This window comes from Microcystis protocystis FBCC-A270 (assembly GCF_050500235.1).
GTDB classification, from domain to species: domain Bacteria; phylum Cyanobacteriota; class Cyanobacteriia; order Cyanobacteriales; family Microcystaceae; genus Microcystis; species Microcystis ichthyoblabe_A.
The window spans coordinates 731347-757534 of sequence record NZ_CP191407.1 but is presented as its reverse complement, the minus strand read 5'-3'; the positions used below and the strand labels follow the sequence as shown (position 1 = coordinate 757534).

The following is a 26188-nucleotide window of genomic DNA, read 5'->3' as shown; positions in this document are numbered from 1 at the left end:
GCTACCAGTTTTTTAATTTAACTATCTATGGATACTATTCACGTTACAGGAATTCGTGCCTACGGTTACACAGGATATCTGGCTGAAGAACAGGTTTTAGGTCAATGGTTTGAGGTAGATTTATCCCTCGAAGTTGATATCAGCATTGCTGGCAAAAGTGACGCAATTGAAGATACCCTAGATTATCGACAGGCGATCGAAATTGTCAAACACCAGATTGAAACCGGCAAATTTGCCCTAGTGGAAAAATTGGCCACAGTCATCGCTGAGGATATTCTACAACTCGATCGAGTGCGACAGGTAAGAGTACAATTATCGAAACCCGCCGCCCCAATTCCCCATTTCACCGGTAAAATCACCATCGATATTACTAGATCCCTTTGAGTTTACGCGTATTATCGACTAAACTTTCAGCAAAAGCGTCAAAACGTTGGGAAAGCTTCTCGTCAAGGATTTTTCCTTCTTCGTTGAAGACTTTCCACGCTTGTCCTAAGCTAATTTGTTCGGGAATTACCCAAGCATGAACCCAACGGAGAATGATTCTTAAATCATTGAGGGCGTTACTATTGGATTGGCCGCCTAAAACACTGATTAACCCGGCAACCTTTCCCGATAACTCCTCAAAACTCATTAAATCTAAGGCATTCTTCATCACACCACTGACACTGCCATGATATTCCGGTGTCGCCAAAATTAATCCCGCTGCCGATTTAACCGTTTGCTGCATTTTGGCCACATCGGGATAGTCAGAATAGTCATCTCCCCCGTTACAGAAGGGTAAAGAGAGTTTTCTCAGGTCAATTATCTCCGTTTCTACCCCTAACCCCTGTACTCGACTGATAGCAACTTCTAACGCCATCGCACTATAGGATCCGCTGCGTAAACTGCCATTAATACCAACGATTTTGATCATAGAACTTATACAAACTCATAACGACTACATATAAGCTAACAAAAAAAGAGACAATTGGGGAAGCTTAGTTAAAAAAATATGTCGATGGGGCGGGGAGAGCGATCGATCTAAGTTTTAATGAGAATAGAAAGAAAGATTTATTCCATTTCCCCTCATTGCCATGCCAGAATTTCTCGATTTTCTCAAACATAAATATGCCTATGTGGCTATTGGTGAATTTAAACCAGGGTGTTTTTCCGAGGCCCAAAAACTCTACGAAAAAGCCGTTTCCACCTATTCTACGGGATTCCAGGGGGCTTTTCTGTTGCAAAAACCCGGAACCGATGAAGGAATTGCCGTAATCATCTGGGATAAAATCGATGATATGGAGGCAAATAAAAGCGAAGACCATGAATTATTGCTGAAATCCATGGCTCCTCTATTTGCAAAACCGCCTGTCACCGATTTTTACGAAGTATGTAGCGAGATAGAAGGTTCCCCCATTTAGGAATAATGTTTCTTTTCGGTGGCGATTAATTTGGCGGCTAAAACCCCGCCTAGAAAGCCAAATAAATGTCCTTGCCAAGAAATCCCCGGACGGGAAGGCAAAACGCCCCAAATTGTGCCACCGTAGAGTAAAAAGACTAGAATTGACAAGAGTATAGAAGGAATATTTCTCTGGAAATAGCCCCGCAGTAATAAAAAACCTAAATAGCCAAAAATCAAGATACTTGCCCCGATATGGATGGATCCCGGAGCAGCAAATAACCAGACTCCTAACCCCCCCACCAGCATAGTTAACCCAGTCACAATAAAAAAGTCACTGGTTTCCTGTAACATCACCAACCAACCGAGAATCAGAAAAGGAACCGTATTAGCAATAAGATGGGGAAAGTTACCGTGTAGGAAAGGTGCAAAGAGAATACCCCGCAATCCGATGACTTGATGGGGCATAATCCCGAAATTGTCTAAACTGCCCCGAAAAACAAATTGATCTAAAATCTCTAACAGCCAAAAAATCGCCACAAAGGTAGCGAGGATTATTGCTTGGGTTTTTATTTCTTGCCGTGATCCTTGACTCATAAGATTGATGGATGAGCTATTTTTTCCCATTATAGCCCCCAGATCAGTTATCAGTTATCAGTTATCAGTGATTCAGTTACCAGTTATCAGGTGTGAGTTTACTGTTTACTGTTTACTGTTTGCTGTGGGACAAAGAGAGGCTAATTGACAGGAAAAACAAGCGGGATTTCTCGCTTTACAAACTGCCCGGCCGTGGTAAATAATACTAATAGAAAAAGTTTCCCAATCCGGTTGAGGTAGTAAAGCCATTAAATCCCGTTCAATTTTCACCGGATCGTTATTAGTAGTTAAACCCAAACGATTACTTAAGCGCTTAACGTGGGTATCTACTGTCACCCCCTCAATAATCCCGTAAGCGTGAGCAAGTACCACATTAGCGGTTTTTCTAGCTACCCCGGGTAAAGTTAATAATTCCGCCATTGTCTTGGGTACTTCCCCCTGAAAATCTTTGAGGATTTTTTGACAAGCACCCTGAATATTTTTAGCTTTATTGCGATAGAATCCCGTGGAACGAATCAGGGTTTCTAACTCCTCTCGCTCGGCAAAAGCTAAGGATTTAGCATCGGGAAAACGGGCGAATAAAGCAGGAGTTACCTTATTTACACGCTCATCAGTGCATTGTGCCGAGAGAATAACTGCCACCAATAACTGCACGGGAGTTTGATAATTTAAGCTACAGGTTGCCTCTGGATATAATTGCTTTAAGTTGCTTAAAATCTCTAGGGCGCGCAGTTGAAGCTTAGTTTTTTTTCGAGGGGCCATCACTGGAATAAATCCTGAAAAACTGCTAGGTTAGCCGTGTCGCGCACGATTAAGAAAACTCCTAATCCTAAGAGTAAAACTAGACCTGTTTGCATGATGTTATCTTGCAGTTTAGTTGGGAGAGGTTTACCTACTAAAGCCTCGATTAATAAAAATACCAACTGACCACCATCAAGAGCAGGTAAAGGCAGAATATTAATCACCGCTAAGTTAATACTAATTAGGGCGGCAAATTGAAAAAGATTACCCGCATCATTACGAGCGATTGCTGCTCCATATTCGACAATTTTAACCGGTCCTGCTACCTGTTGAACACTGTCTTTAAAGTTACTAACTAACTGCCCAAAACCTTGCACGGTTAATAGGGTTAATCGTTGAAATTCACCCGCACCCAAGCTAAAAGCTTGACCAAAACTATCGGCTTTCAGGCGAGTTTCTTCACCGTTAGGAGCCAATCTCACCCCAATTTTACCCTGACCATCACTTCCCAATTCCGGAGTAACAATTAAATCGAGAGTTTCTGTGGGGCGTTTGATGGTTAATTTTAGGGGTTGATCGGGGGAAGATTGAATAATGTCACGGAAGTCAATAATGGCATTCTGAGAAGCACCAAGGGGCTGATCATTGATAGCAAGTACGATATCCCCTGCTTGTATTCCCGCTTGTTTAGCGACGGAATTTTCCGAGGTGAAAACCTCTGGAATAATTACCCCTTCTTGATAGTTAATTTGGGGAAAACCCACCGTAGCGACTTGGGTAACAAGCAAAAAATAGGCAAAAATTAAATTAGCAATTACCCCGGCACTAATGACGATAGCTCGATCGAAAACAGGACGATTGCGTAATAAATCAGGATCGTTATTGGGAATTTGACTATCGGGATCGTCATCGGGAAAACCAACGTAACCCCCTAAAGGAATGGCGCGGAGAGCGTATTCTGTTTCTTTACCTTGATATTTAGCTAAAGCTGGACCAAAACCGATGGAAAAGCGACTAACATGGATAGATTGCCAACGAGCAGCGGCAAAATGACCTAATTCGTGAACGACAATTAATAGGGCAAGTACACCGATCGCTATTAAAACTGACATGATGATCAAAATATAATGACTTAGCTTTTGTTTATTGTAAGCGATCCTCCCAAGCAGATTGCAAAAAATCTTTAGTTATCGCTAATTTTTCGATCATTTATGCTAAAAGTGATCTTAACCGCCTAATCTGACCCAACGGAGAGCGATCGATGCCTTTGAGTGAGCGCGCCCAGCAATTAATCCCAAAAGCGAAAATCATCAGTTTCGCTAATTGGCCCTATCAGCAAGCAGCGATCGCTGTTTGGCAACAAGCGGATGATCAAACTCGCTATCTCGATGATAGTGATTTAGATACTATCGTCAATTTAGAGCCTGATTTACTGGTTTCTAGTCAGCAAGCTCGAAAACTGCGGGATAATGCTAATAGCATCGTCGATAACGCTCGTCAGACTGTATTAAACCAATTTCCCACCATTTTTCAACCCGGAGGCGATCTTCATCCACCCCACCGTGCCGAAGCTTGTTGGCGTGATTTCTGGAACTTTTTACGTTGTATTACCTACGGTGTCGCCGGACAGCAGATTCCCTACACCAGCGCCGAGGGATTGGAAAATATGCGTCTTCTTTACCAAGAATTACAAGTACCATTAGGGGCGATGATTTCGGGGTTAGAAGCCTTAAAACAATACAGTTTAGATTATTTTAGCGACTCAGAAAAAACCGCAATTACTCCCTATTTTGATCACTTAATTGCGGTTATGAAAAAGTTTTAAAACCGAGGCATTTAATCCGTGTTAAAATAGTGAGGCCAACAGTTAAAAATGCCGCTCACCGAGGTTAAAACTCCGTTGAACCCATGAAATCATCGGCGCGGGTAGGCCTCTTCGGGCCACCAAAAACCTCGATCGAGTGCCTGGCGGGTCGAGGTACTTTATAAAATGAGGGAGATTCTATGGATGCCAAAGCGAAATTACTAGAATTGATAGCTGGTAGAAATCGCGGACTCCTGGCCACGGAAAGCGACCGCGTGCGGATTTTAGCGGCGATCGAACAATTGGAGGACCACAATCCCCATCCTCATCCCCTCGAAGTTAAACAACTATTAGGGGGCAATTGGCGTTTACTATTCACCAGCAGCCGCGACATTCTGGGACTAGATCGCCTACCTTTTTTTCAATTGGGTCAAATTTATCAATATCTTGACCTGAACAAGGCCAAACTCTACAATATTGCTGAAATTACGGGCGTACCTTGGTTAGAAGGAGCAGTGATCGTCGCCGCTACCTTTGAACCCACCTCCGAGCGTCGGGTTATGGTCAAATTTGAGCGCTCGATCCTCGGTCTGCAACGTTTTCTCAATTATCATTCTCCCCAAGAATTTATCGAAGCGATCGAAAGTGGCAAAAAATTTCCTCCCCTCGATTTTTCCTTCAATAATCGCGAACAAAAAGGTTGGCTCGATATCACCTATCTCGATGAAGATCTCCGCATCGGCCGCGGCAGCGAGGGCAGCGTCTTTATTCTGGCTAAGGAAAAAACCTAACTTAAGTAGGTAGGCGTTAAAAGTTGTCAGCTCCCCCCTTATCAAGGGGGGATTAAGGGGGGATCGAACCTAAAATCCATTTTTAATTTAATTATAACCAGCTACTTATTACCATAAGACTAAATACTAGGCAATAGGTAATCAGTTTTTAATAACCAGATTTAGGATTAAAATCAAATTATTGTACTATCATTACTCCCAAGTATGTTACCAAAATGTCTAACGAAACCGTTACTTATAGTCTTGAATCTGTACTCAAGGAAATCAAAGACAGCATCAAGGAGGTTAACCAAAAAATCGATACCCTACAAAGAGATGTCACCCAAAAAATCGACACCTTGCAACAGGAAGTTAACCAGAAATTTGACAGCCTACAGAAGGATTTTAACCAAAAAATCGACACCTTGCAACAAGATGTTAACCAGAAATTTGACAGCCTACAGAAGGATTTTAACCAGAAATTTGATAAGATCGACGAACGGCTAACTAAGCTAGAGTTAGGACAAGTAAAACTAACTGAGAAAGTCGATGGGATGGATAGAAGACTAGAAAAGGTGGAAGGAACCCAAAAAAATCAAGTTTGGACGTTAATTATTCTTTTAGGAGGAGCGATCGGAACGGCAGCGTGGCGCTCTTTCTTTTCTGGTAATCCTTAGAAATATTACTATAATTTCTCACTTTAGGGTAGTTATGAGGGGAAATTAGCAGATGTAAAACTCAGGTTAAAAATAAGGGATGTCTAACCCATTTACAACTAAAGGAAACTTAACCACCCCCAGAAAGAAAGCAACGATTAAGGGATATTTTCGGGTTTATAATTGCCGAATTGCCTGATCACAATATTGAACATATCCTGCTAACCCCAATGCTTGAAATAATTTCCGCGCTTGAAGAATTGCTTCTTTCGCTTCCGATATACGTTTGAGTTTATAGTAGGTAAGTCCCAGATTCAACAGAGTCTTTGGTTCTCCTATGATATACTCCATTTCCTGAAAGATTTCTAAGGACTTTTGATAAAACTCGATCGCTTTTTGGTATTCTCCTAGGGAATCGTAAACATTCCCCAAACCTAGATAGGAATAAGCTTCTCCTGTTATATCAGAGATTTCCCGTTTGATCGCTAAAGACTGTTGATGAAACTCGATCGCTTTTTGGTATTCTCCTAGGTAATTGTAAATATTGCCCAAATTATTGTAACAATACGCTACTCCCCTTATATCATCAATTTCCTGAAAGATTGCTAAGGAATGTTGATAAAACTCGATCGCTTTTTGGTATTCTCCTAGGGAATGATAAGCATTGCCTAAATTATTGTAAGAATCTGCTTCTCTCCAGCGATCTCCGCTTTTCTGAAAGATTGCTAAGGACTGTTGATAAAACTCGATCGCTTTTTGGTATTCTCCTAGAAAATAGTAAATACCTGCTAATGAGTCGAGACTCGCAACTAAATCAAGTTCTAGATTTAACTCTTTTTGTAAATCGATCGCCTTTTGATAATACTCGATCGCAAGCTGTTGTTCCTGACGATAATCTGACAATGGCAGATTTAATAAACGAAGGTTATAAATCTTAGCTAAACTGGCATATAAACTCGCTAGTCTTGGCTCTTTTTTGCCTTTATTTACCTCGATTTGCTCGATTAGTTCTAACAAGTCTTCCTTAGAGATTAAAGGAATATCTTTATCTATAGTAATTTCGTCAAAAGATTGTAAAATTGGTAAAAATTCCTGACAAGGTAAAAAGTTACTTGGAGGAGAAATAAAGCGAAAAACTCCTTTTCTCCAACTCCAAAAATCGGGGGACTTTTTGCGTAAATTTACCTCCACTGTGCTTGTTACCCAAAGAACGATAGAATAGGGAAATTCTCGCAGTCCTTCCCTTGTCCATTGCAGATAACCAAAAAATTTATCTAGTTCCGATTTTTCCCGTTGCCATTCGATCGAGTGTAATTTTTCCACTCCTGTGGTTGTGATCACGGCATTTTTGCTTTGTAATAACTCTGGTTTTCTGGAGACTAAACTAGCAATTGCTGCTCTTAAATTCGGTTCTTTTTGATCTAAATCAATCCGATAACAAGGGATTACTGGTTCTAATTCTTTGCTATAGCGATCAATGATTTCTTCTCGCAATTTTTCCTGATCACACACACAAATTAATATATTTAATCTCTCTTGATTTGCCTCTAGAGACACGATTAAACCTTCGTATTCTCTTTCATTTTGGTCGGTAATTGAAGATGTTTCATTATTCATAATAAGTGGATAGCTGTTAAAAACTGTCAGATACCCCCATTAGGTAGGGTTGATTCATGAATCAACCCTACGGATCAAGGAGTGATCCGCACCCCCCTTATCAAGGGTAGGGTTGATTCATTTAAATTAAGTATAGCTGATTTTGAGTCAATAAATTTGATCGAGGATTCTCAAGTTTATCTTTTTCTAATCAGAAGAGTTAGTCATAATAACTAATCTTTAATCTTCTGCCAATATTTATTATGAATAGATTGATAAAGCCTGTTCCCAAGCCACTAAAAGCCTATCTCTCTTGAAATTGTCTGAGAGTACATCCTGTTAATTTAGCTAATTTTTCTGCTTCTTACGTCGATAAAACTATCAGTTTTTCCCAACGTTCAGCTAACCACCTCTGTCCCTCTGTTATTGAGAGAAAACCCAAACCTCTGAAAAGATTCAATCCTATGGTTGTGAGAATTGACCAATTGCTTGCCGCTTGAAAATCACTTATCTCGCTTTTATCTTCCTCAAAAATTACATCTTTTACCCAATGTAACTGATTTTCTATTTTCCAGTGTCCTCGAATAATTTTAGCAAATACTTGAGCGGATTCGGTTAGGCTACTGATATAGTAAGCTGTTTCTTCATAGGTTTTATCCCCGCGACTACCCTTTCTTTCTACTTTAATAACTCTTCGCAGATTTTCAAACCCTTGTCTTTCATTTTTTCTAACTTTAAAAACTTCTATTTTTCTTGATATTTTTCGTCCATGACTATTATCTTGTTCAAGAAAGCAACTTTCTGGCTTTGAGGAATTACTCAGGTCTTGTATTCGCTGATAAAGATTTTTCTGATTTCCTTTAACGGTGATAACATAATCATTTTTACTCTTGGCTATTAAGCTGATTGTTTTTTTCTGACAGTGTAAAGCATCGCCAGTAAAAACTTTATTTTGGAGAGAGCAATTCTCAATTATAGCTTGACCTTCGTCGATTTCAGACCCTTTTTTGTTTTCAATTCTTTTTAAGTGTAATACTAATCCACTTTCTTGACTAAACAATGAGACAAACATAATAAAATTTTGTTGTTCATTGTTAGGATTCTTTAGGGTGTTTTTGAGACTTTTTCCATCTATATCTAGCCAATTTATATCATCTCTTTGTCCATATTCTTGTAATGCCTATTCATTAAATATTTTTAACAAACTCTGCCACTCAACTCCCATCATTACCCTTATAATTGTTGAATAGGATGGGACTCTTTCTGGAATTATGTTAAATTCTTTACTCAGCCTGTGCCGATTATTTTTAGCAAACTCTCCTAGCTCTCTATAACCTGAGTATCCTAGCATTGTTCCCAGTATTATTACTACTAATACTATCCATAAAGGGTGTCTTTTTCCTTTATCTTTCCGAAAGTCCTTGACTTGTTTTAGTTTTTCTATTAAGCTCAACATATATTTGAAAGGTTGGCGGTCACTCCTCATTTTACCTGATAGTGATCGCTTTTACTTTTGATATTCTGATGGGAGAATGAAACAGCCCTACCCTTAGTCCCCCCTTGATCCCCCCTTAGTCCCCCCTTAATACCCCCTTGATAAGGGGGGTGCGGATCCCCCCTTAGTCCCCCCTTGATAAGCTATCCCTTATAGGGATCTTTCTTAACAATTTTTGCAGTAAGCACTCCAACCCTTATCCTGACTTGATTTCAGTTTTTTCTTTGTTTTGTAAGGGTGTCAACAAGGAATATTACAAATTGTTAACCGAGTCTTGAAAGCCTTGTGCTACAAAGGTTTGAAATGTTAAGAAAGATGTGACTAAAGGACAGCCTTGATAAGGGGGGCATCTGATAATTTTTAACGCCTACCTACTTAGCTTGAAATAAAGGTCAATAATCAGGGTATCCCGTACTTTCGATGATAAGCAAATTTTATCTATCGGAGGGCGCAGGTTCCTTGCGTCCCTACAGTAACGGATTTTTTCCACAATGTAGGCACAAACTGGGTTCGTCCAAAGGTGACAGAAACATTTTTCACCCAATGTCCAGAAGACCCAAAAATCCTCTCCCCAAAATAATCAAAAGCGAAAGGTTTCAAGAGAAGATCTCCCCGCCACCTTGCGCTAAGTATCAAATTTTGGTTATTATGCCAGACAGCTTTTAAGCAATCTGGAAAAAATATCTAATCGACTTTATTGCCAGTAGTGCATGTAGTTCCACCAAGATCTCCAGCGTCAGCCTCAGCACTACTGGAGGCGGATTCACAAATAAGTGAAGTGAAAACACCATCGGCGTTTTGACCAACAGAAGCCGAGTATTCAAGGACGTCATTAGTATAAAGAGCTTTGGCGTCGGCGTTATTTCTGGCTCCGCGACTGACATCGGAGTTAAGAGTGGTGTCAGGGAAATCGTAGTTTTGCTCCTGTAAAGTAACAGGCAATGTACGATTAGCAGGAGTTTTCGAGTAAACACCGAATCGACCATTTTCCAAGCGGAAGGCTTGTTGAACGTGGTTAATGGTACTGAGGTTGGTGAGAGCTTCAGCTTGTCTGGCTTTGCCTACCTGATTGAGAAGAGCAGGGAGACCGATAGCGGAGAGTACACCGATGATGATGACAACAACTAGGAGTTCGATGAGGGTGAAACCTTTGTTAGCGTTCTTTTTGTTGAGAGTTTGGATGAGTTTGGATTTGAAGGTAGAGTTCATGGCTATCTCCTTGAGTGGGTGTTTTTTGTTCTCTATAAACAACTTACCCACTTGTTTGAGAAAACCTATCACTGTCGGAAAAAATTTTTTTGGGAATTTGGGGAAGTGGGTTGGTGTCGTTTCTGGGAGCCAGTTCTAGGGATTGGGGAAAAAACCAAAAAGTTTAGCGGCACCTCCCAGGACGGCAACCACCAAAGCTATCAGAATCCCCCGGTTGGTAAATTCCTGATAACCAACCCGTGCCGTTAACCCCTCGATTTTCTCGTCTAATACTTTAATATCGCCTTTTAACTCTCCCTTTAACCCCTCGATTTTCTCGTCTAATACCTTAATATCGCCTTTTAACTCTGCTTTGAGTTCGGCCTGTCCGATTTCTACTTTGGTTAGCCGGTCCTCTACTTTGTCAAATCTCTCATCTACTTTGTCAAATCTCTCATCTACTTTGTCAAATCTCCCATCCATCCGTTTTTCTAGGGAGTCGATTTTCTCATCCATCCGTTTTTCCAGGGAGTCGATTTTACTCTCAATCCTAGTTAGGACAGCTTCTAGGGAATAAGTCACAGTTTCGTTAGACATTTTGCTATACTCCTATGGGGTTTTCGGGTTTTTGAGTGGCCATTTATTATGATCATAAGGCCTCTAGCCTTGCCTAGTAGCCAGTTCTAGGGATTGGGGAAAAAACCAAAAAGTTTAGCAGCACCTCCCAGGACGGCAACCACCAAAGCTATCAGAATCCCCCGGTTGGTAAATTCCTGATAACCAACCCGTGTAGTTAATCCCTCGATTTTCTCGTCTAATACTTTAATATCGCCTTTTAACTCGGCTTTGAGTTCGGCCTGTCCGATTTCTACTTTGGTTAGCCGGTCCTCTACCTTGTCAAATCTCTCATCTACTTTGTCAAATCTCCCATCCATCCGTTTTTCCAGGGAGTCGATTTTCTCATCCATCCGTTTTTCCAGGGAGTCGATTTTACTCTCAATCCTAGTTAGGACAGCTTCTAGGGAATAAGTTACAGTTTCGTTAGACATTTGCTAAACTCCTATGGGGTTTTCGGGTTTTTGAGCGGCCATTTATTATGATCATAAGGCCTCTAGCCTTGCCTAGGAGCCAGTTCTAGGGATTGGGGAAAAAACCAAAAAGTTTAGCAGCACCTCCCAAGACGGCCACCACCAAAGCTATCAGAATCCCCCGGTTGGTAAATTCCTGATAACCAACCCGTGTAGTTAATCCCTCGATTTTCTCGTCTAATACTTTAATATCTCCTTTTAACTCTGCTTTGAGTTCGGCCTGTCCGATTTCTACTTTGGTTAGCCGGTCCTCTACCTTGTCAAATCTCTCATCTACTTTGTCAAATCTCTCATCTACTTTGTCAAATCTCCCATCCATCCGTTTTTCCAGGGAGTCGATTTTCTCATCCATCCGTTTTTCCAGGGAGTCGATTTTACTCTCAATCCTAGTTAGGACAGCTTCTAGGGAATAAGTTACAGTTTCGTTAGACATTTGCTAAACTCCTATGGCGTTTTCGGGTTTTTTGAGCGGCCATTTATTATGATTATAAAGCTCGTAGCCTTGCCTAGGAGCCAGTTCTAGGGATTGGGGAAAAAACCAAAAAGTTTAGCAGCACCTCCCAGGACGGCCACCACCAAAGCTATCAGAATCCCCCGGTTGGTAAATTCCTGATAACCAACCCGTGTAGTTAATCCCTCGATTTTCTCGTCTAATACTTTAATATCTCCTTTTAACTCGGCTTTGAGTTCGGCCTGTCCGATTTCTACTTTGGTTAGCCGGTCCTCTACCTTGTCAAATCTCTCATCCATCCGTTTTTCTAGGGAGTCGATTTTCTCATCCATCCGTTTTTCCAGGGAGTCGATTTTACTCTCAATCCTAGTTAGGACAGCTTCTAGGGAATAAGTTACAGTTTCGTTAGACATTTGCTAAACTCCTATGGCGTTTTCGGGTTTTTTGAGCGGCCATTTATTATGATTATAAAGCTCGTAGCCTTGCCTAGGAGCCAGTTCTAGGGATTGGGGAAAAAACCAAAAAGTTTAGCAGCACCTCCCAAGACGGCCACCACCAAAGCGATGAGAATCCCCCGGTTGGTAAATTCCTGATAACCAACCCGTGCCGTTAACCCCTCGATTTTCTCGTCTAATACTTTAATATCGCCCTTTAACTCGGCTTTGAGTTCGGCCTGTCCGATTTCTAATTTTGTGAGACGTTCATCGATTTTATCGATTTTACTCTCAATCCTTGTCAGGATAGCTTCTAGGGAATAAGTTACAGTTTCGTTAGGCATTTGCTAAACTCCTATGGGGTTTTCGGGTTTTTTGAGCAGCTATTTATTATGATCATAAAGCTCGTAGCCTTGCCTAGTAGCCACTTCTATACTTTGCACGGTTATAACTTGCATTTTTTACTCAAAGACAAGGCCAATTCAAGTCTGAATTGCATCACTGTCTGATCTACCTTTATAGAATACCTCATTCGGGGTACGATAGTCAAGACATTTTCGAGGACGATTGTTAATCAAGTTTACGGCTCTTTCCACCTCCTCTGGCTTAACGATTTTAAAATTCGTTCCCTTAGGGAAAAATTGTCTTAACAGTCCATTGGTATGCTCGTTTAATCCCCTCTCCCACGAATGATAAGGAGTAGCAAAATAAAAATCTGCTCCTAGTTTCTGACTCAACTCTTGATGTCCACAAAATTCTTTAACCTTGTCACAAGTAAAGGTTTTTCTTTTGTCAGGGTGAATCTCTTGAAAAAGTTTTTCTGTGACTCTATTGATTTCCGATGCGGTTTTGTTTTTGGCTAATCCTGCTACTAAAAATTTCGAGGCTTTATCTACATGAGTAACGAGAACTCCTAGATGATTGCCTCCAATCATTGTGTCACTTTCCCAATGACCGATTTCAGTTTTCTGGTCAGCAATTACTGGTCGCTCGCTGATATCTACACGCCCTGGAATCCCTCCACGCTTACTTTTTGCTCCGCCTCGACTCTTTCTTTGACAAAGCCCCAGGCGTAAATATTTCTGGTACTCTCCACATCCGTGATAGTTCTGATAGATCATTTGATAGATGGTTTCATGACTGAGCGATTCTTGACCAGCTTTTTTCAGACGACCTGCTATTTGTTCGGGACTATGATAATCTTTCAATCCTTCTTTGACCAACTCTAAGGCTGACTCGCTGACATTTTTAAAGGGTTGTTTGGCATTTTTTCGCCTTGTCTCGCTTTGAGCTTGTGCTGTGTCAGGTAGATAGCAGCCAAGGGAACTTTGATTCCTTTTTAATTCCCGTGATATTGTGCTTTGATGACATCCGAGCCAGACGGCCATTTGCCGTTGAGATAAATTTCCCTCCTGACTAAGTTGGTAGAGCAAGTTTCTTTGTTCTATGTTAAGATGTTGGTGGCTCATTTTGGGTCTGATTTGTTTTTGTTAATGATCAGACAGTACCTGATGAGCCTTTCTTTGTCAACTCTTGAGGTTGATGCGTTTCATTTTTGAATTGGCGCAATAATATAGTTCAAGAGTCATAATTAGAAGCAAAGCACTCATTAAAAACATGATTAACCTAGAATTCACGGAAGAAGAAAAGAACTCACTGTATTATGAAAGATTTCATCATCCTCATCCCCGGGTTCAACTGAAGATGGAAGTTCTCTGGTTAAAAAGCCAAAAGATACCGCACAAAAAAATTTGTCAGTTAGCAGGAATCTCGCCAAATACCTTATTAACCTATCTTCGAGATTATCAAGAGGGCGGAATAGAAAAATTAAAAGAAATCAACTTCTATCGCCCTAAAAGTGAATTAGAGTCTCAAAGAGAAACACTCAAAAAATATTTCGAGAAAAATCCACCAGCCACAATAAATGAAGCTGTATATAGAATAGAAGAATTGACAGGGATAAAACGAAGTCCTACCCAAGTGAGGAAATTCTTAAAATCCTTGGGAATGAAATGTTTAAAAATAGGTTCTCTTCCTTCTAAAGCTGACCCAGATGAACAAGAAGACTACAAAGAAAAAAAGCTAGAACCCAGACTAAATGAGGCTAAAGAAGGAAAAAGGGCTGTTTTTTTTGTTGATGCCGCTCACTTCGTCATGGGAGCATTTCTCGGTTTTGTTTGGTGTTTTGAGAGACTTTTTATTAAGTCACCGAGCGGGCGTAAACGCTTCAATGTTTTAGGAGCATTAAATGCAATAACTCATGAAGTTATTCTAGTTACTAATGACACTTATATTACGGCAACTCAAGTCTGTGAACTTCTTGAAAAAATAGCTGCTTTAGGACTAATGATTCCCATCACTCTAGTCTTAGATAATGCCCGCTATCAGAAATGTAAAATTGTTGAAGAATTGGCTCTTTCTTTGTCAATAGAGCTACTCTATCTGCCGTCTTATTCGCCTAATCTAAATTTAATTGAAAGGCTGTGGAAATTTGTCAAAAAGAAATGTTTACATGGTAAATATTATGAAAACTTTTCTGACTTTTCTTCAGCCATTTATGAATGTCTGAATGATGCCCATCTGAAACATAAAAAAGAACTGGATTCCTTGCTGACTCTACGATTTCAGAAGTTTAATAAATCTCAGATTATGAACGTCTAAAGTATAGTTACTTCATTGTCATAAATAAGGGACTTGCGCTTTGATAATGTACCTTTTGGGCGAACGCAGTTCGCCCCTACATTGTGGACAAAATCGGTCTTTGGCTATAAAGATAAAAGCGGTCGCCCCAAAATTGGCAATAATGTCAGGATTACCGCCGGCGCTAAAGTCTTGGGAAATATTACCATCGGCGATAATGTCACCGTGGGCGCAAATTCAGTGCTAGTCAAGGATATTCCACCTAATTGCGTGGTGGTGGGTATTCCCGCTCGTATTGTTAAACCGGACGGCGTTAAAGTAGATGAAAAATTATAAACGTTGACTTAAAATATATTCGGCAATTGCCAGATCTCCGGGGGTAGTAATTTTTAAGTTAGTTTCTTCACCGACGACAATTTTGACGGGAAAACCACATTTTTCTAATAAGGCGGCATCGTCGGTGACTTCCCAAGCTAATTTTCGGCCCTGTTCATGACATTCTTTTAATAATTTTACCTGAAAACCCTGGGGCGTTTGGGCCGCCCACAACCGAGATCGATCGGGTGTATCCTTAATCCAACCCTTGCTATCGACAATTTTAATCGTATCTTTCACCGGAACCGCCGCTATGAAACCCTGACAAGTGGCTAAAGCGACAGCACAGCGATCAAATAATTCGGGGGTGGCTAAACATCGCGCCCCATCGTGAATTAAAACCGTCTCAGCCCCCTCTGGCAGGGCTTGTAAGCCATTGTAAACCGATTTTTGTCTGGTTTCGCCTCCTTGGATGATTTTCACGGGTTTAAGGGCATTTATGGCGGTTATAATTTCTCGGATCTCCTCAAAGTCTTCTGGTTGTGCCATGATGCCAATCCAGATAATTGCCCTGGATTGCATGGCAGCCAGCAAAGTCCAAGCGAGGAGCGGTTTTCCGTGCAGGGTGAGCAGTAACTTGTTGCGATCGCTGCCCATCCGTTTACCCATTCCCGCTGCTGGAATTAACAAATACATATTTTTTTCAGGTAAAAAGTTAAGAATTCAATAGATTTGGTCTTTGATCCCCCCTTAATCCCCCCTTGATTAGGGGGGTGCCGATGATTGTTAATAGCTCAAATAAGCCCAAAACTATCCCTCTTAAGAGAATAAATCGAGGGGAAAGTGACCATAAGTACCGACTAATTGATCGTTTTCTGATTGACAAGAAACCAGGACACCGCGATAGGTTCCCGTATAAGAATCGAGATAGGAAGCTTGTCTTTGGGTATTATATTTAATATACACCGCTCCCTGTTCTGGCTGGTCTTCTGGGAGACTATTAGGCAGGGGGTATCCTAGGGCTTGTAGATAACCTTTCAGAGCTTTAAATCCCTCTTCATTGTTATCGGCACAGATACCTAAATTAATTGATTCCGAACCTTGGTTAACCAATAAAATTGCCTGTCTTAGAGCTTCTTCTTCTTCAGGAGATTGGGCAATTTTTAGTTTAATACATCCATATTCTTTTAGGAGTTTCAAAGCTTCTTCAATAGACATGAGCGGTTAGATAGGCGGGGCTAAAGATAAAAAATAAGCTGATGCTGCTGTCCTTAACGACAAATTCCCAAGTAAAAAAGCCCTAAATCATTGGGGTTTAGACATAGGAAAATTTTGCATTGGTCTTAATCGTAAGATCGCCAATTTCGATCATATCAGGTTGGGGACAGAAAAATTTATCGGGGTTGTTTGATCGCTCCATTTTGTGCGGGCATTTCACGCGCTGCTTTTTAATAGCTGAAGTAAGCACGGCTCTCCTAGGTTTGGTGGGTAAAATGTATTCTAGGATACATTTCTCAAGAGCGAGGGGGTGGAACGAACCACAAAGACACAAAGGACACAAAGATCGATCGATCATTATGTAAGTTAAACTGATCACACAGAACCTAGAAGAGCCTAAACTTTTTCTAGAGCTTTTTCTTCGCTTGTTTCAGAGTCTTGCAGTTAAATTTCCGCCACGGCTCTTTCGATTAAACGACGAGCCAGGGTTTGAATGCCAGTATGTTCATAGTAATTAGTCGTCATATCGAGAAATGCCCCAACATACACCAATTTATCGGCAGAAAAGTCGATAAATCCCTGAATTTTGCTCAATAATCCCTGCTGGCTCAAATCGCGATCGCTGACAAAACTACTCATCCAACCTTTAGTCGAGTCGAAACTTTGACCGATAAAGTCTAATTTTCTGGCAGTATTTCCCCCCGGAATCAATTCTTTAATACTGCCGAAAGTGGAGTTAGATTCTAAGTCTTCTGGGTGGAGAATACTGAGGGTGGATTCCACTTTGCGGATAAAACTGCCCCCCAGAGGAATCAAACCATCCAAACAAACTAACGCCGCCATCCGCATCAGGGATTCGCCGCTATAATCTCCCAGAGAAGTGACGAAATCCCCGATACTATCCCCCGGAATGCCATTAATTTGACAAAAAGCGACTAATTCAGTCACTAATTTCAAGGTTAGATCGATGGTTTGCGCTTTTTCGGGGGCAGGGGTTAATCTTTCGATTAAACCGCCCATGAGGGGAATTTTACCACCGACGGCATTAGCAAGAGAGGCGGTGGCTAGGGCATTATCGGCGCTGTCGATGGTTTGGTAGAGCCAGAGCGCCCGTTGATAGCCCTGGGATTTATCATTAAACAACCAAACGGCTCGATCGCCAATCTGTTGGATCATGCTTTCGTCGGTTTCGCCGGTGACTTTGATAATCGTATTTTTAAACCCGACTAGGTTATCCCACTCTCCCGGCACCACATAATCAAGGGTTTTGAGAACTTTGACGGTGAGATTATTCGTCGGTAATTTGTCCACCAGTTCAAAAATTGGCTTACTCACGGATGTCTCCTTACTTTAATTTTGCTAAACCATCTAAATCGAACTTAGCCAACCAAGCTTGGCGATCGCTGGCATCAAAATCCGTATCCCGCGATAAAACCTTGACTTGATAGCGATTATTGACTAAAACGGAGCTGGCGGTTGCACCCTGTTCGATAGAGGGAAAACCTTTGATTGTGGTTTGACTGTCTTGGAATTTATTGGCTGCGGCGGGATTATTGCTGATGTCAGATATGGCTAACATAGCCAGAACTTTGCCATCTTGCTTCAGTTTTGCCTCAGCAAAGCCTTTTTTCTCTTGGGTATAGACGCGCTCGTATCCTCCCCCAGAAGGCGGGAAAAACCGATTAAAACTGCCGCCAGAGGTGGATTCTTTCACCACTGCCGCCGCCCCGCGAGCGGTACTTTCCTGTTGCGCCCGGTCAAATTGCGAGGGAGCTTTAGCACAGGAAGTTACTAGCAAAAGTGTCGCTAATACCCCTGCTATCAAGATTTTGCCAAATCGAAAGCTCATAGTTATCTTAATTAAAACTTGCTCATGTTTGTTTGTAGTATATCTCTCGCTGATTGCTGATTATTGTTAAGTTTTTCTAGATTCTGCCACACCAGACCAAAAAAAACAGAAAATCAGCAAAATTCAAGTCAATAGCCAATTTTTAGGCGTTTATCTCAAGATTACAGAAATATCCACCGCCGAGAAATTATCGGTAACTTTTCAATTAATACAAATGTATGAAAAACTGCGTGCAAGCATCTCGCATTTGGGGGTGCGATTTGTTTCTAGCCCAAGAATAGTCTAAAACCCTGACAGGGTAGGGCTTAAAGCTAGGGTGGGGATGGTAGATTGACAAAAATGATCTGCACCCCCTAACCACTAGCTACAGTCCCGCAATTGCCCCTCGCGCCATAGATGCGATCGCTTGTTCCGTGGCCCGGGGTAGATGATAATATTTACCCCCAGCTTTTAGGGCTAATTCTTTGGCAAAACCAGTGGAGACGAATTTTTTCTCTGTATCGATAACCAGCAGTTTAATGCCTAAAGAGCGAATTTTAGCGGCAATATCGAGCAGTTCTGCCTTAATATCGGGTTTTTCACCCTCCGGAATCGGTTCGCCTAAAGATTTCGCCAAAGGAATATTACTTCTACCGTCGGTAATCGCCACAATCACCACTTGACCGATATCCCCCGATAAACGGGCATTCATCCCCACATGAACCCCTTGGGTTAAACCGTGAGCTAAGGGGGAACCGCCACCACAGGGCAGGGTTTCTAGACGTTTTTTCGCTAGGGTAATCGATTTGGTCGGCGGTAGTAGTACATCTGCTCGCTCACCCCGGAAAGGAATCAGGGCAATCTGGTCGCGATTTTCGTAAGCTTCCGTTAACAGACGCATAACCGCACCTTTGGCCGACTGCATCCGATTCAGGGCCATGGAACCGGAGGCATCAACCACAAAGACAATTAAAGAACCGGCCTTGCGGGCCAGTCGTTTTGAGCGCAGATCCCCTTCTTCTATAATCACATGACGTTCGGGATTTCTTAAGCGACGGGCTTTTTGATAGGGTGCGGCCGCCCGGAGAGTGGCATCGACGGCGACTCTTTTCACCTTGCCCCGGGGTAACATTGGCTTAATATAACGTCCCCTATCTTCCGAGAAAATCAGGTTACGCGCCCCCGATTTCCCCTGACGCTGGGCCATCTGGGCAAAATACAGCACACTGGGATCCAGTAAAACCCCTTCCGGGTCGAAAACAAATTCTTCTGGCAGATTATCGGGCTGTTCCGACTCTTTTTCTTCCTCTTTCTCCTCCTCTTTTTCTTCCTGTTCCTGCTGGTTTTCGTCTTGGGGCGGTTCCGGTGGTGGCGGTGGTGGCGGTGGCTGTTGTTCCTGTTCCGGGGGTGGTGGCGTAATCAGCGATCGAGGTACAATAACTAATTCGACGGCTCTTTTTAGGTCATCGGCACTGACTAAATCCCGACCTTCTAAAGCGGCGGCGGCCTTGGCTACTCTCACGGCAAAAATCTCGGCGCGATGACCTTCTACCCTACCGCGCACCGCTTCTTCGACTAGATAACTAATTTGTTCGGGTTTAATTTTTACCTCTTTTAACCATTCCCTCGCCAGAATAATTTCGGTTTTTAGATCATCGATTTCTTGGGCATATTGGGCGATAAAAGCGGTGGGAGAAACAGCATACTCGATCGCCTGATTGACGGCGGTGACTCGTTGGTCTAAACTAAGGACACCATCGGCGGAAAGCGCAATGGCAATTCTATCTAATAAATGGGTTCGTAAATCCCCTTCTTCTGGGTTATAAGTAGCGATCAGGATTGGTTTACAGGGATGTTGAAAACTGATGCCTTCCCGTTCGATTTGGTTACGTCCTTCGCTTAAAACTGTTAGTAATTGGTTAGCAATTTGGTCATCGAGTAGATTAATTTCATCGATGTAGAGAATTCCCCGATGGGCGCTGGCTAATAAACCGGGTTGAAAGACTGGTTCCCCCTGTTTCACCGATTCTTCCACATCGACGGAACCCAATAAACGATCCTCGGTGACTCCCAGGGGAATCTGCACGAAAGGGGCCCGGATAACTTCCGTGGCGACCTCTCCACTGCTATATTCTTCTTTAGTGCGATCGTCCCATTCGTCGGCATTGTTGGGATCACAATTAAAGACATTACCTGCGATAATTTCGATCGGTGGCAGTAAGGAATGTATCGCTCGCGCCATGACTGATTTGGCGGTTCCCCGACGACCGGCAATTACCACACCCCCGAGGGCGGGATCCACGGCAGCTAAGAGTAGGGCTAATTTAATCGCTTCTTGGCCGACAACGGCAGTCAGGGGAAAATTGAGGGTCAGAGTGGGCATAGATCTAGATTCAGGCGGCCAAATTCTAGTGTAAAACAGAAGCTCCCTGGTCTGGCGCTTTTCCCCTTTTGATTCCCGAACTCAGATTTTAAGTAGGTAGGCGTTAAAAATTATCAGACACCCCCCTTATCAAGGTAGGGCTGTTTCATTCTCCCATCAGAATATCAAAAGTAAAAGCGATCGCTGTCTTTGTAAAATGAGGATGTACTCTCAGACAATTTCAAGAGAGATAGGCTTTTAGTGGCTTGGAAAGAAGCTTTATCAATCTATTCATAATAAATATTGGCAGAGGATTAAAGATTAGTTATTGTAACTAACTCTTTTGATTAGAAAAAGATAAACTTGAGAATCTTCAGTCAAATTTATTGACTCAAAATCAGCTGTACTTAATTTAAATGAATCAACCCTAGGGAGCAGAGAGCTTTTTTCAATGCTCAGTCAACAGTAAAAAGTAATCAGTGAACTGAAAACTCAAATCTGACACCTGCTAACGGCTAACTGCTAACTGATAACTGAGAAAACGGTAACAATTTCTACCAAAAGTCCCAGTAAAATTCGTTATTGTCATAAGGTCATGACGGAATGTAATTAAAACCAGAAAGAATGCGGATCGAGCAATTGCAAGCCTTTTTAGCCGTAGCCGATACAGGCAATTTCGGTCAAGCTGCCCGCCAGTGTGGAGTCACCCAATCGACTATCAGCCGCCAGATTCAATCCCTAGAAACCGATTTGGGCTTACCTCTTTTCCATCGTACCGCCCAAGCGAAATTAACCATTGCTGGCGAGAAATTACTGCCCCGGGCGAAACGAATTTGTCAAGAATGGACGAATGTTCACGAGGAAATCACTGACCTACAGGCGGGAAAACAGCCAGAATTGTGCGTGGCGGCGATTCATTCCGTGTGCGCCCACTATTTACCGCCGATTTTGCCGAAATTTTGTGCTGAATACCCAGAAGTGCAGTTAAGAGTTACAGCCCTGGGCAGCGATCGCGCATTAAAAGTGCTGCGGGATGGTTTAGTAGATCTGGCCTTGGTAATGAATAATCGTTTTCTCACCTCTAGCCCAGAGATGGTGGTAGAAATATTATACGAAGAAGCGATCGAAATTCTCATGGCCGCTAATCATCCCCTTGCCCAATACAAAGAAGTGCCATGGTCGGAATTAATCCCCTATCCGCAAGTGGTTTTCAAAGATGGCTACGGAATGCAAAGATTAGTACAAGAATGGTTTTCCCGTCAGGATGCCCACCTAAAAACTGTCATGGAATTAAACACCCTTGATGCTTTTCGCGGTGTGGTGCGTCAGGGTAATATTATCGCTCTTCTGCCTCAATCTGCCCTGATGGAAGCGCGTAGCGATGCCACCCTCGCCATTCGTCCTCTTGCTTCCCCTAGTGGCGAAAATCCCCATCTTAACCATGGTAAATTTAGTCATCGTCTCACCCGTCAGGTAGTCCTTGTCACCACCAGCGATCGCCTACAGATACCACCGATCGCTCATTTTTGTCAATTAGTGCGGCAAATGAATCAAAGTGTGGTTAAAAGCTTAGAAAATCACCCTGTCCAGCCTTAGCAATTCCCATCAATCCCATTTATCCTTTATTTTCTTCCTTGAGATGAGCGATACTTTTCGAGAATTATTAAAAGCGATCGGTAGTGGCACCCATACGGGCAAAAATCTAACCCGTCCCGAAGCGGCGATGGCCACCAAGATGATGTTAACCCAAGAGGCAACCCCAGCCCAAATCGGCGCTTTTATGATTGCCCATCGCATTAAACGCCCCACCAGCGATGAGTTAGCGGGAATGCTTGATGCCTACGCCGAGCTTGGTCCGCAAATAACCCTAGAATCAGCCTCTTTTCAGCATCCGATCGCTATTTTTGGCAATCCCTACGATGGACGCTCTCGCACTGCCCCGGTTACTCCGATCACTACTTTAATCTTAGGGTTGGCGGGGGTTCCCGTAGTCCTGCACGGGGGCGATCGAATGCCGACTAAATACGGTATTTCCCTCAGGGAAATCTGGCAGCAATTAGGAGCAGATTTTAGTCAATTATCCTTAGCAGCAGTGAAAGACTGTTTAATCACCACAGGATTGACTTTTTTCTATATTCCGCGCCATTTTCCCCTAGTACAGAATTTTGTCACCTATCGGGAGCAAATCGGTAAACGTCCGCCCATGGCCACGGTAGAGTTAATGTGGTCGCCTTTTGTGGGTAATATTCATCAGATATCGGGTTTTGTTCATCCCCCCACCGAGGATCGTTTTCGCGAAACTTTCGCTCTGAGAAATATCTCTCACTTCACCACCGTGAAAGGATTAGAGGGGAGTTGTGATTTAGCCTGTAATCGGACGGCGATTATTGGTCTGGGAAATCCCACCGATACCCCTTCCTTTCAGCGATTTTTCCTAAATCCTCGCGATTATGGCTTCTGTCCCTCGGATTATCCCCTCGAATCTTTAGAGATGCTCACCGCTAAATTAAAGGGTTTATTAGCTGGAGAAAATAACGAATTAACCGATGCGGCAATTTTTAACGGTGGTTTTTATCTTTGGCGCTGTGGAATTGCCCCAGATATCCCCACGGGTTTCCAGCAAGCAGAACAATCTTTACAGTCGGGAAAAGCCCTGGCTAAACTAGAACAAATCTGTAATTATCTGGAAAATCAGGAATAGATAGGAATAAGGCTGTAGGGGAAATTACTTCTAAATCAATCATTAATTTGAGAAGTTGGGCCAAGAAGGTAAACCCCAGACTTGGTGTAACTTCTCGGTTTAAAGATCAATGCTTTTGAAAAAAAATTTTCCCGACTGCATCATTTCCGCGCTCAAGGGGGAAAACCATGACTACGGTGAACGATTTAGAAGTTTCTAATTCCTATCACAGTCGCCCGTAGAGAAGCCACCATGTCTGCAATTAATCCCTCCTCGACGCTCGAAACTGAATTTATCTCCCCCTCTTTTTCTGTCCTAAAATTGAAGGAAAACTCGATCGACCTAGATGAAGATTTTCTCGGCAGTGATTTAGAAGATAATTTAGTATCTAGTCCCCAAAAAAGCTACAGCAACCGTACAACTACCGATTTAGTCCGTTTATACCTACAAGACATTGGCAGAGTGCCTCTACTCAAACGGGACGAAGAAGTTGAACAAGCGCAACGGGTGCAGCGTCATCTGTCTTTACTGAAATTGCGCGCCACTGCCCTTAAACAAGGTGATGCACAAATACAGCAATTTGTCAAGTTAATTAAGATTTGTGATCGACTGACCGCCCTTCGGCTTCTCTCAGGGTCAACTCGATCAGCCCATCCTCTCTCCCTGGAACGTTGGGCAGAAACTGCCCAAATCACCGTGTCTGAGTTAAAAAATGCTTTGAAAGCGGGAAAACAGCGTTGGGCGCATCTAGCGGGCTTAGAAGTGGAAGAATTGGAAGAAATTATCGCCCTTGGTACCTGTGCCAAAGAACAGATGATCAAGGCCAATTTACGTCTGGTGGTGTCGGTGGCCAAAAAATATCAGAATCGCGGTTTAGAATTATTGGATTTGATTCAAGAGGGAACCCTAGGTTTAGAATGCGCCGTCAAGAAATTTGACCCCACCAAAGGCTATCATTTTACTACCTATGCCTACTGGTGGATTCGTCAAGGAATTACGAGGGCGATCGCGACTCAAAGCCGGATTATTCGCTTACCGGTGAGTATTACCGAAAAACTCAACAGAATTAGGAAAACACAACGGAAAATCTCACAAATGCGCGGTCGTACTGCGACCGTAGAGGAAATTGCCCAAGAGTTAGGGATGACTCCTGAAACTGTGCGGGAATTGTTGATGAAAGTGCCACGTTCGGTTTCCTTAGAAATAAAAGTGGGTAAGGAAAAAGATACGGAATTAATAGACCTTTTGGAAACTGAAGAAGTGTCTTCAGAAAATCGTCTTGTCTATGAATCTTTGCAAAGAGATATGAGAGAATTATTGGCAGATTTAACCACTCGCGAACGAGAAGTGATTGAATGGCGCTATGGTTTTCTCGATGGTAAATCCCATTCCTTGGCTGATATCGGTCGCATCTTGGAATTATCCGGGGAAAGGGTGCGAAAAATTGAGTTGAAAGCGTTGCAAAAACTGCGTCAATCCGGGCGACATCATCAAATTCGCGATTATTTTGAAGCTTTGAGTTAGTTAGATCACCAACAGAAGAACCCTATTAGGGAGTTAAATACTCCCTGATAATATCCACTAGAAACCCGATCATCGGGCATTTGGTAGCCACATAAATCCCACCAATGCCCAAAATATTGCCGTCGGATTAATACGTCCAATTTTGTTTCGTCTGTAGGGTGTAGGTTCCGTCGCGCACATTGACTCGATGGGGGATCAGCTTCAGGTCTCGGAAGATATTAGCTTGGTGTTGTAGGGCCGTCAGAGAGCGATCGTCGATCGGGATAATGGCACGTTCAGAGGCCCGTTGTTCAAGATTAGTGATGATCGCTGGATCGATCTCGTGGTGAGCTGCCAAGCGTCTAGTCGCCTCTAACTCCTGTTGTTTCGCCCAAGCACCTGCCTCGTTCACTTCTTCTAAAATCACCTTCAGTACATCGGGATAATCCCGCACCAATTCGGGAACTGCATAATAATAGGTCGGCACTTCTAGAGAGGCGTTTTCCCCAAAGATACCCCCTAGATCGGCCACCGATCTTCCCGGATAGGTGCGCGTCTCGGTGGGGGAATAGGGAACCCACACCACCCAAGCGTCGATCTCACCGCGACGGAAAAGCGCCAGTGCTTCCGGTTGGGTTGCATACACCGGTTCGATATCGTTTAATTCTAGATTCACTCTCATCAGGGCGCGGATAAGGACGTAATGGGCGCTCGAACCTCGATCGAAGGCGATTCTTTTTCCTTTTAAATCCGCCAACGTCTCTATTGGCGAATCCTCTGGCACGAGAATCGCCTGACCTTTCGGGGCGGTATATTTTTCCTTGGCTACCCGGACGAAGACGTGTTCCGCCGCTTGGGAGAAAATACTCGCCGTACCGCCACCACCGCAGAAATCGATCGTTCCGTTGCTCAAGGCCTCGATCAGAGAGGAAGCGGCCAGAAAACTCGTCCACGTTACCGTCACCCCAAAGGGTTTTAAGCGTCTTTCCAGAAAGGCCTGGGCGCGGAGAACTTCCAGATTGGTCATGCCCTCGGGGTAGCCGATCTTGAGGGTTCCTAGCCGCCGCGCTTGTTTGGCAAGGGGAGTGATATCGGAGGGGGTCGAGCGCTTGAACCAGCGATCGATCGCGATACAGAAGAGAATTCCAGCGATAAATAATCCCACGGTTTCCAATAGTCGGGGAGTGGTATTTCGGGGGAATTTAAAGCTATCGACGAGGTTCAGAATCGGGTTATCCGAGCGAGAATTTTGACCGACGGCGATCGTGTGGGAAAATCCAGCCAGGAGAAAGCTCCCGACCAGGCTGGTAACAAAAAGCACCGCAGGACGAACTGCCCGCCAATTTCGCCACGGTTTCCAGAGACACTTGATCGAACGGTGGAGCATGGGATTTCTCGCAGAAAACAAGATTTATCGTCGGGAAAGGAGACAAGAGGGAAGGGT

The 26188-nt window shown here is 43.0% G+C and carries 27 protein-coding genes and 2 pseudogenes; 10 read left to right on the top strand and 19 right to left on the bottom strand.

Features of this window, described 5'->3' with window-relative positions; translation table 11 throughout:
- The first annotated feature begins 27 nt into the window (after positions 1–27).
- Positions 28–384, top strand: coding sequence for a dihydroneopterin aldolase (gene folB / locus ACQY1X_RS03570; RefSeq protein ID WP_002735328.1), 357 nt, complete (start codon positions 28–30; stop codon positions 382–384).
- Here the strand turns inward: folB and ACQY1X_RS03565 are convergent.
- A complete protein-coding gene (locus tag ACQY1X_RS03565) occupies positions 371–913 on the bottom strand; it encodes an NADPH-dependent FMN reductase (RefSeq protein WP_002792588.1) in 543 nt (180 codons plus the stop codon). The genes folB and ACQY1X_RS03565 overlap by 14 nt on opposite strands.
- Before the next feature lie 160 nt (positions 914–1073).
- On the opposite strand from ACQY1X_RS03565, the gene ACQY1X_RS03560 reads away from it, so the two are divergent.
- Positions 1074–1400: a hypothetical protein gene (locus ACQY1X_RS03560; RefSeq protein WP_002735315.1), complete on the top strand. Its 327-nt coding sequence runs from the start codon at positions 1074–1076 to the stop codon at positions 1398–1400.
- Here the strand turns inward: ACQY1X_RS03560 and ACQY1X_RS03555 are convergent.
- The 3 genes from ACQY1X_RS03555 to rseP form a co-directional block, all read right to left on the bottom strand.
- Positions 1397–2005 carry a rhomboid family intramembrane serine protease gene (locus tag ACQY1X_RS03555; RefSeq protein ID WP_430013993.1) on the bottom strand — a complete coding sequence of 203 codons (609 nt, stop codon included), beginning with the start codon at positions 2003–2005 and terminating at the stop codon, positions 1397–1399. The two genes, ACQY1X_RS03560 and ACQY1X_RS03555, sit on opposite strands and share 4 nt — an antisense overlap.
- 75 nt (positions 2006–2080) lie before the next feature.
- A complete protein-coding gene (gene nth / locus ACQY1X_RS03550; protein WP_430015723.1) occupies positions 2081–2737 on the bottom strand; it encodes an endonuclease III in 657 nt (218 codons plus the stop codon).
- Complete coding sequence (gene rseP / locus ACQY1X_RS03545) at positions 2737–3828, bottom strand: RIP metalloprotease RseP (RefSeq protein WP_002736295.1); 1092 nt, start codon at positions 3826–3828, stop codon at positions 2737–2739. The genes nth and rseP overlap by 1 nt, the downstream gene beginning before the upstream one ends.
- Positions 3829–3977: 149 nt before the next feature.
- Between rseP and ACQY1X_RS03540 the strand changes: the two genes are divergently transcribed.
- From ACQY1X_RS03540 to ACQY1X_RS03530, 3 genes are all read left to right on the top strand, one after another.
- Positions 3978–4541 (top strand): phycobilisome family protein, encoded by a 564-nt coding sequence (locus ACQY1X_RS03540; protein ID WP_002737222.1) that lies wholly within the window; start codon positions 3978–3980, stop codon positions 4539–4541.
- Positions 4542–4720: 179 nt separating this feature from the next.
- The gene (locus ACQY1X_RS03535; protein ID WP_002736482.1) at positions 4721–5311 is read left to right on the top strand and encodes a PAP/fibrillin family protein; all 591 of its coding nucleotides are present in this window, start codon (positions 4721–4723) and stop codon (positions 5309–5311) included.
- A 215-nt stretch (positions 5312–5526) separates the two neighbouring features.
- The gene (locus tag ACQY1X_RS03530; RefSeq protein WP_430013992.1) at positions 5527–5967 is read left to right on the top strand and encodes a DUF4164 domain-containing protein; all 441 of its coding nucleotides are present in this window, start codon (positions 5527–5529) and stop codon (positions 5965–5967) included.
- Positions 5968–6123: 156 nt separating this feature from the next.
- Here the strand turns inward: ACQY1X_RS03530 and ACQY1X_RS03525 are convergent, their stop codons facing one another.
- The 9 genes and pseudogenes from ACQY1X_RS03525 to ACQY1X_RS03485 form a co-directional block, all read right to left on the bottom strand.
- A complete protein-coding gene (locus ACQY1X_RS03525; protein ID WP_430013991.1) occupies positions 6124–7563 on the bottom strand; it encodes a tetratricopeptide repeat protein in 1440 nt (479 codons plus the stop codon).
- 343 nt (positions 7564–7906) lie between these two features.
- Positions 7907–8998, bottom strand: a pseudogene (locus ACQY1X_RS03520) (ISAs1 family transposase).
- A gap of 723 nt (positions 8999–9721) precedes the next feature.
- Entirely contained in the window at positions 9722–10246 is a 525-nt protein-coding gene (locus ACQY1X_RS03515) for a type IV pilin protein (protein ID WP_430015402.1), read from the bottom strand.
- 135 nt (positions 10247–10381) lie between these two features.
- Positions 10382–10822 carry a DUF4164 family protein gene (locus ACQY1X_RS03510; RefSeq protein ID WP_193977213.1) on the bottom strand — a complete coding sequence of 147 codons (441 nt, stop codon included), beginning with the start codon at positions 10820–10822 and terminating at the stop codon, positions 10382–10384.
- An 86-nt stretch (positions 10823–10908) separates the two neighbouring features.
- Positions 10909–11274: a DUF4164 domain-containing protein gene (locus ACQY1X_RS03505; protein WP_430015401.1), complete on the bottom strand. Its 366-nt coding sequence runs from the start codon at positions 11272–11274 to the stop codon at positions 10909–10911.
- A gap of 85 nt (positions 11275–11359) precedes the next feature.
- Positions 11360–11746 carry a DUF4164 domain-containing protein gene (locus ACQY1X_RS03500; RefSeq protein ID WP_430013988.1) on the bottom strand — a complete coding sequence of 129 codons (387 nt, stop codon included), beginning with the start codon at positions 11744–11746 and terminating at the stop codon, positions 11360–11362.
- An 86-nt stretch (positions 11747–11832) separates the two neighbouring features.
- Entirely contained in the window at positions 11833–12177 is a 345-nt protein-coding gene (locus tag ACQY1X_RS03495; protein WP_193977215.1) for a DUF4164 domain-containing protein, read from the bottom strand.
- An 86-nt stretch (positions 12178–12263) separates the two neighbouring features.
- Positions 12264–12542 carry a DUF4164 domain-containing protein gene (locus ACQY1X_RS03490; protein ID WP_430013987.1) on the bottom strand — a complete coding sequence of 93 codons (279 nt, stop codon included), beginning with the start codon at positions 12540–12542 and terminating at the stop codon, positions 12264–12266.
- Between the two features lie 138 nt (positions 12543–12680).
- Positions 12681–13667 carry an IS30 family transposase gene (locus ACQY1X_RS03485; RefSeq protein WP_430013986.1) on the bottom strand — a complete coding sequence of 329 codons (987 nt, stop codon included), beginning with the start codon at positions 13665–13667 and terminating at the stop codon, positions 12681–12683.
- A 148-nt stretch (positions 13668–13815) separates the two neighbouring features.
- On the opposite strand from ACQY1X_RS03485, the gene ACQY1X_RS03480 reads away from it, so the two are divergent.
- Positions 13816–14859, top strand: coding sequence for an IS630 family transposase (locus tag ACQY1X_RS03480; RefSeq protein WP_430013985.1), 1044 nt, complete (start codon positions 13816–13818; stop codon positions 14857–14859).
- A gap of 102 nt (positions 14860–14961) precedes the next feature.
- A pseudogene (locus ACQY1X_RS03475) lies at positions 14962–15174 on the top strand (serine O-acetyltransferase); the annotation flags it as partial.
- Here the strand turns inward: ACQY1X_RS03475 and ispD are convergent.
- The 5 genes from ispD to bchD all read right to left on the bottom strand — a co-directional run bounded on the left by ispD (position 15169) and on the right by bchD (position 20582).
- Positions 15169–15849, bottom strand: a complete 681-nt coding sequence (ispD, locus tag ACQY1X_RS03470) for a 2-C-methyl-D-erythritol 4-phosphate cytidylyltransferase (RefSeq protein WP_002736698.1) — start codon at positions 15847–15849, stop codon at positions 15169–15171. The pseudogene ACQY1X_RS03475 and the gene ispD overlap by 6 nt on opposite strands.
- A gap of 123 nt (positions 15850–15972) precedes the next feature.
- Positions 15973–16371 (bottom strand): DUF1824 family protein, encoded by a 399-nt coding sequence (locus ACQY1X_RS03465; RefSeq protein WP_002737278.1) that lies wholly within the window; start codon positions 16369–16371, stop codon positions 15973–15975.
- Between the two features lie 444 nt (positions 16372–16815).
- On the bottom strand, positions 16816–17706 hold the full coding sequence (locus ACQY1X_RS03460) for a hypothetical protein (protein WP_002776005.1): 891 nt from the start codon (positions 17704–17706) through the stop codon (positions 16816–16818).
- Positions 17707–17716: 10 nt separating this feature from the next.
- The gene (locus tag ACQY1X_RS03455; RefSeq protein ID WP_016516745.1) at positions 17717–18220 is read right to left on the bottom strand and encodes a hypothetical protein; all 504 of its coding nucleotides are present in this window, start codon (positions 18218–18220) and stop codon (positions 17717–17719) included.
- Positions 18221–18584: 364 nt separating this feature from the next.
- Positions 18585–20582: a magnesium chelatase ATPase subunit D gene (gene bchD / locus ACQY1X_RS03450; protein WP_271935426.1), complete on the bottom strand. Its 1998-nt coding sequence runs from the start codon at positions 20580–20582 to the stop codon at positions 18585–18587.
- A gap of 603 nt (positions 20583–21185) precedes the next feature.
- Here bchD and ACQY1X_RS03445 point away from each other — a divergent pair.
- From ACQY1X_RS03445 to sigC, 3 genes are all read left to right on the top strand, one after another.
- A complete protein-coding gene (locus tag ACQY1X_RS03445; protein ID WP_002737888.1) occupies positions 21186–22157 on the top strand; it encodes a LysR family transcriptional regulator in 972 nt (323 codons plus the stop codon).
- 43 nt (positions 22158–22200) lie between these two features.
- Positions 22201–23262, top strand: a complete 1062-nt coding sequence (locus tag ACQY1X_RS03440; RefSeq protein ID WP_123229937.1) for an anthranilate phosphoribosyltransferase family protein — start codon at positions 22201–22203, stop codon at positions 23260–23262.
- Between the two features lie 231 nt (positions 23263–23493).
- Positions 23494–24765 carry an RNA polymerase sigma factor SigC gene (sigC, locus tag ACQY1X_RS03435; protein ID WP_430013983.1) on the top strand — a complete coding sequence of 424 codons (1272 nt, stop codon included), beginning with the start codon at positions 23494–23496 and terminating at the stop codon, positions 24763–24765.
- Positions 24766–24892: 127 nt separating this feature from the next.
- Here sigC and ACQY1X_RS03430 read toward each other — a convergent pair whose 3' ends face one another.
- Positions 24893–26131, bottom strand: a complete 1239-nt coding sequence (locus ACQY1X_RS03430) for a sulfonate ABC transporter substrate-binding protein (RefSeq protein ID WP_287637141.1) — start codon at positions 26129–26131, stop codon at positions 24893–24895.
- Between the last annotated feature and the right edge of the window lie 57 nt (positions 26132–26188).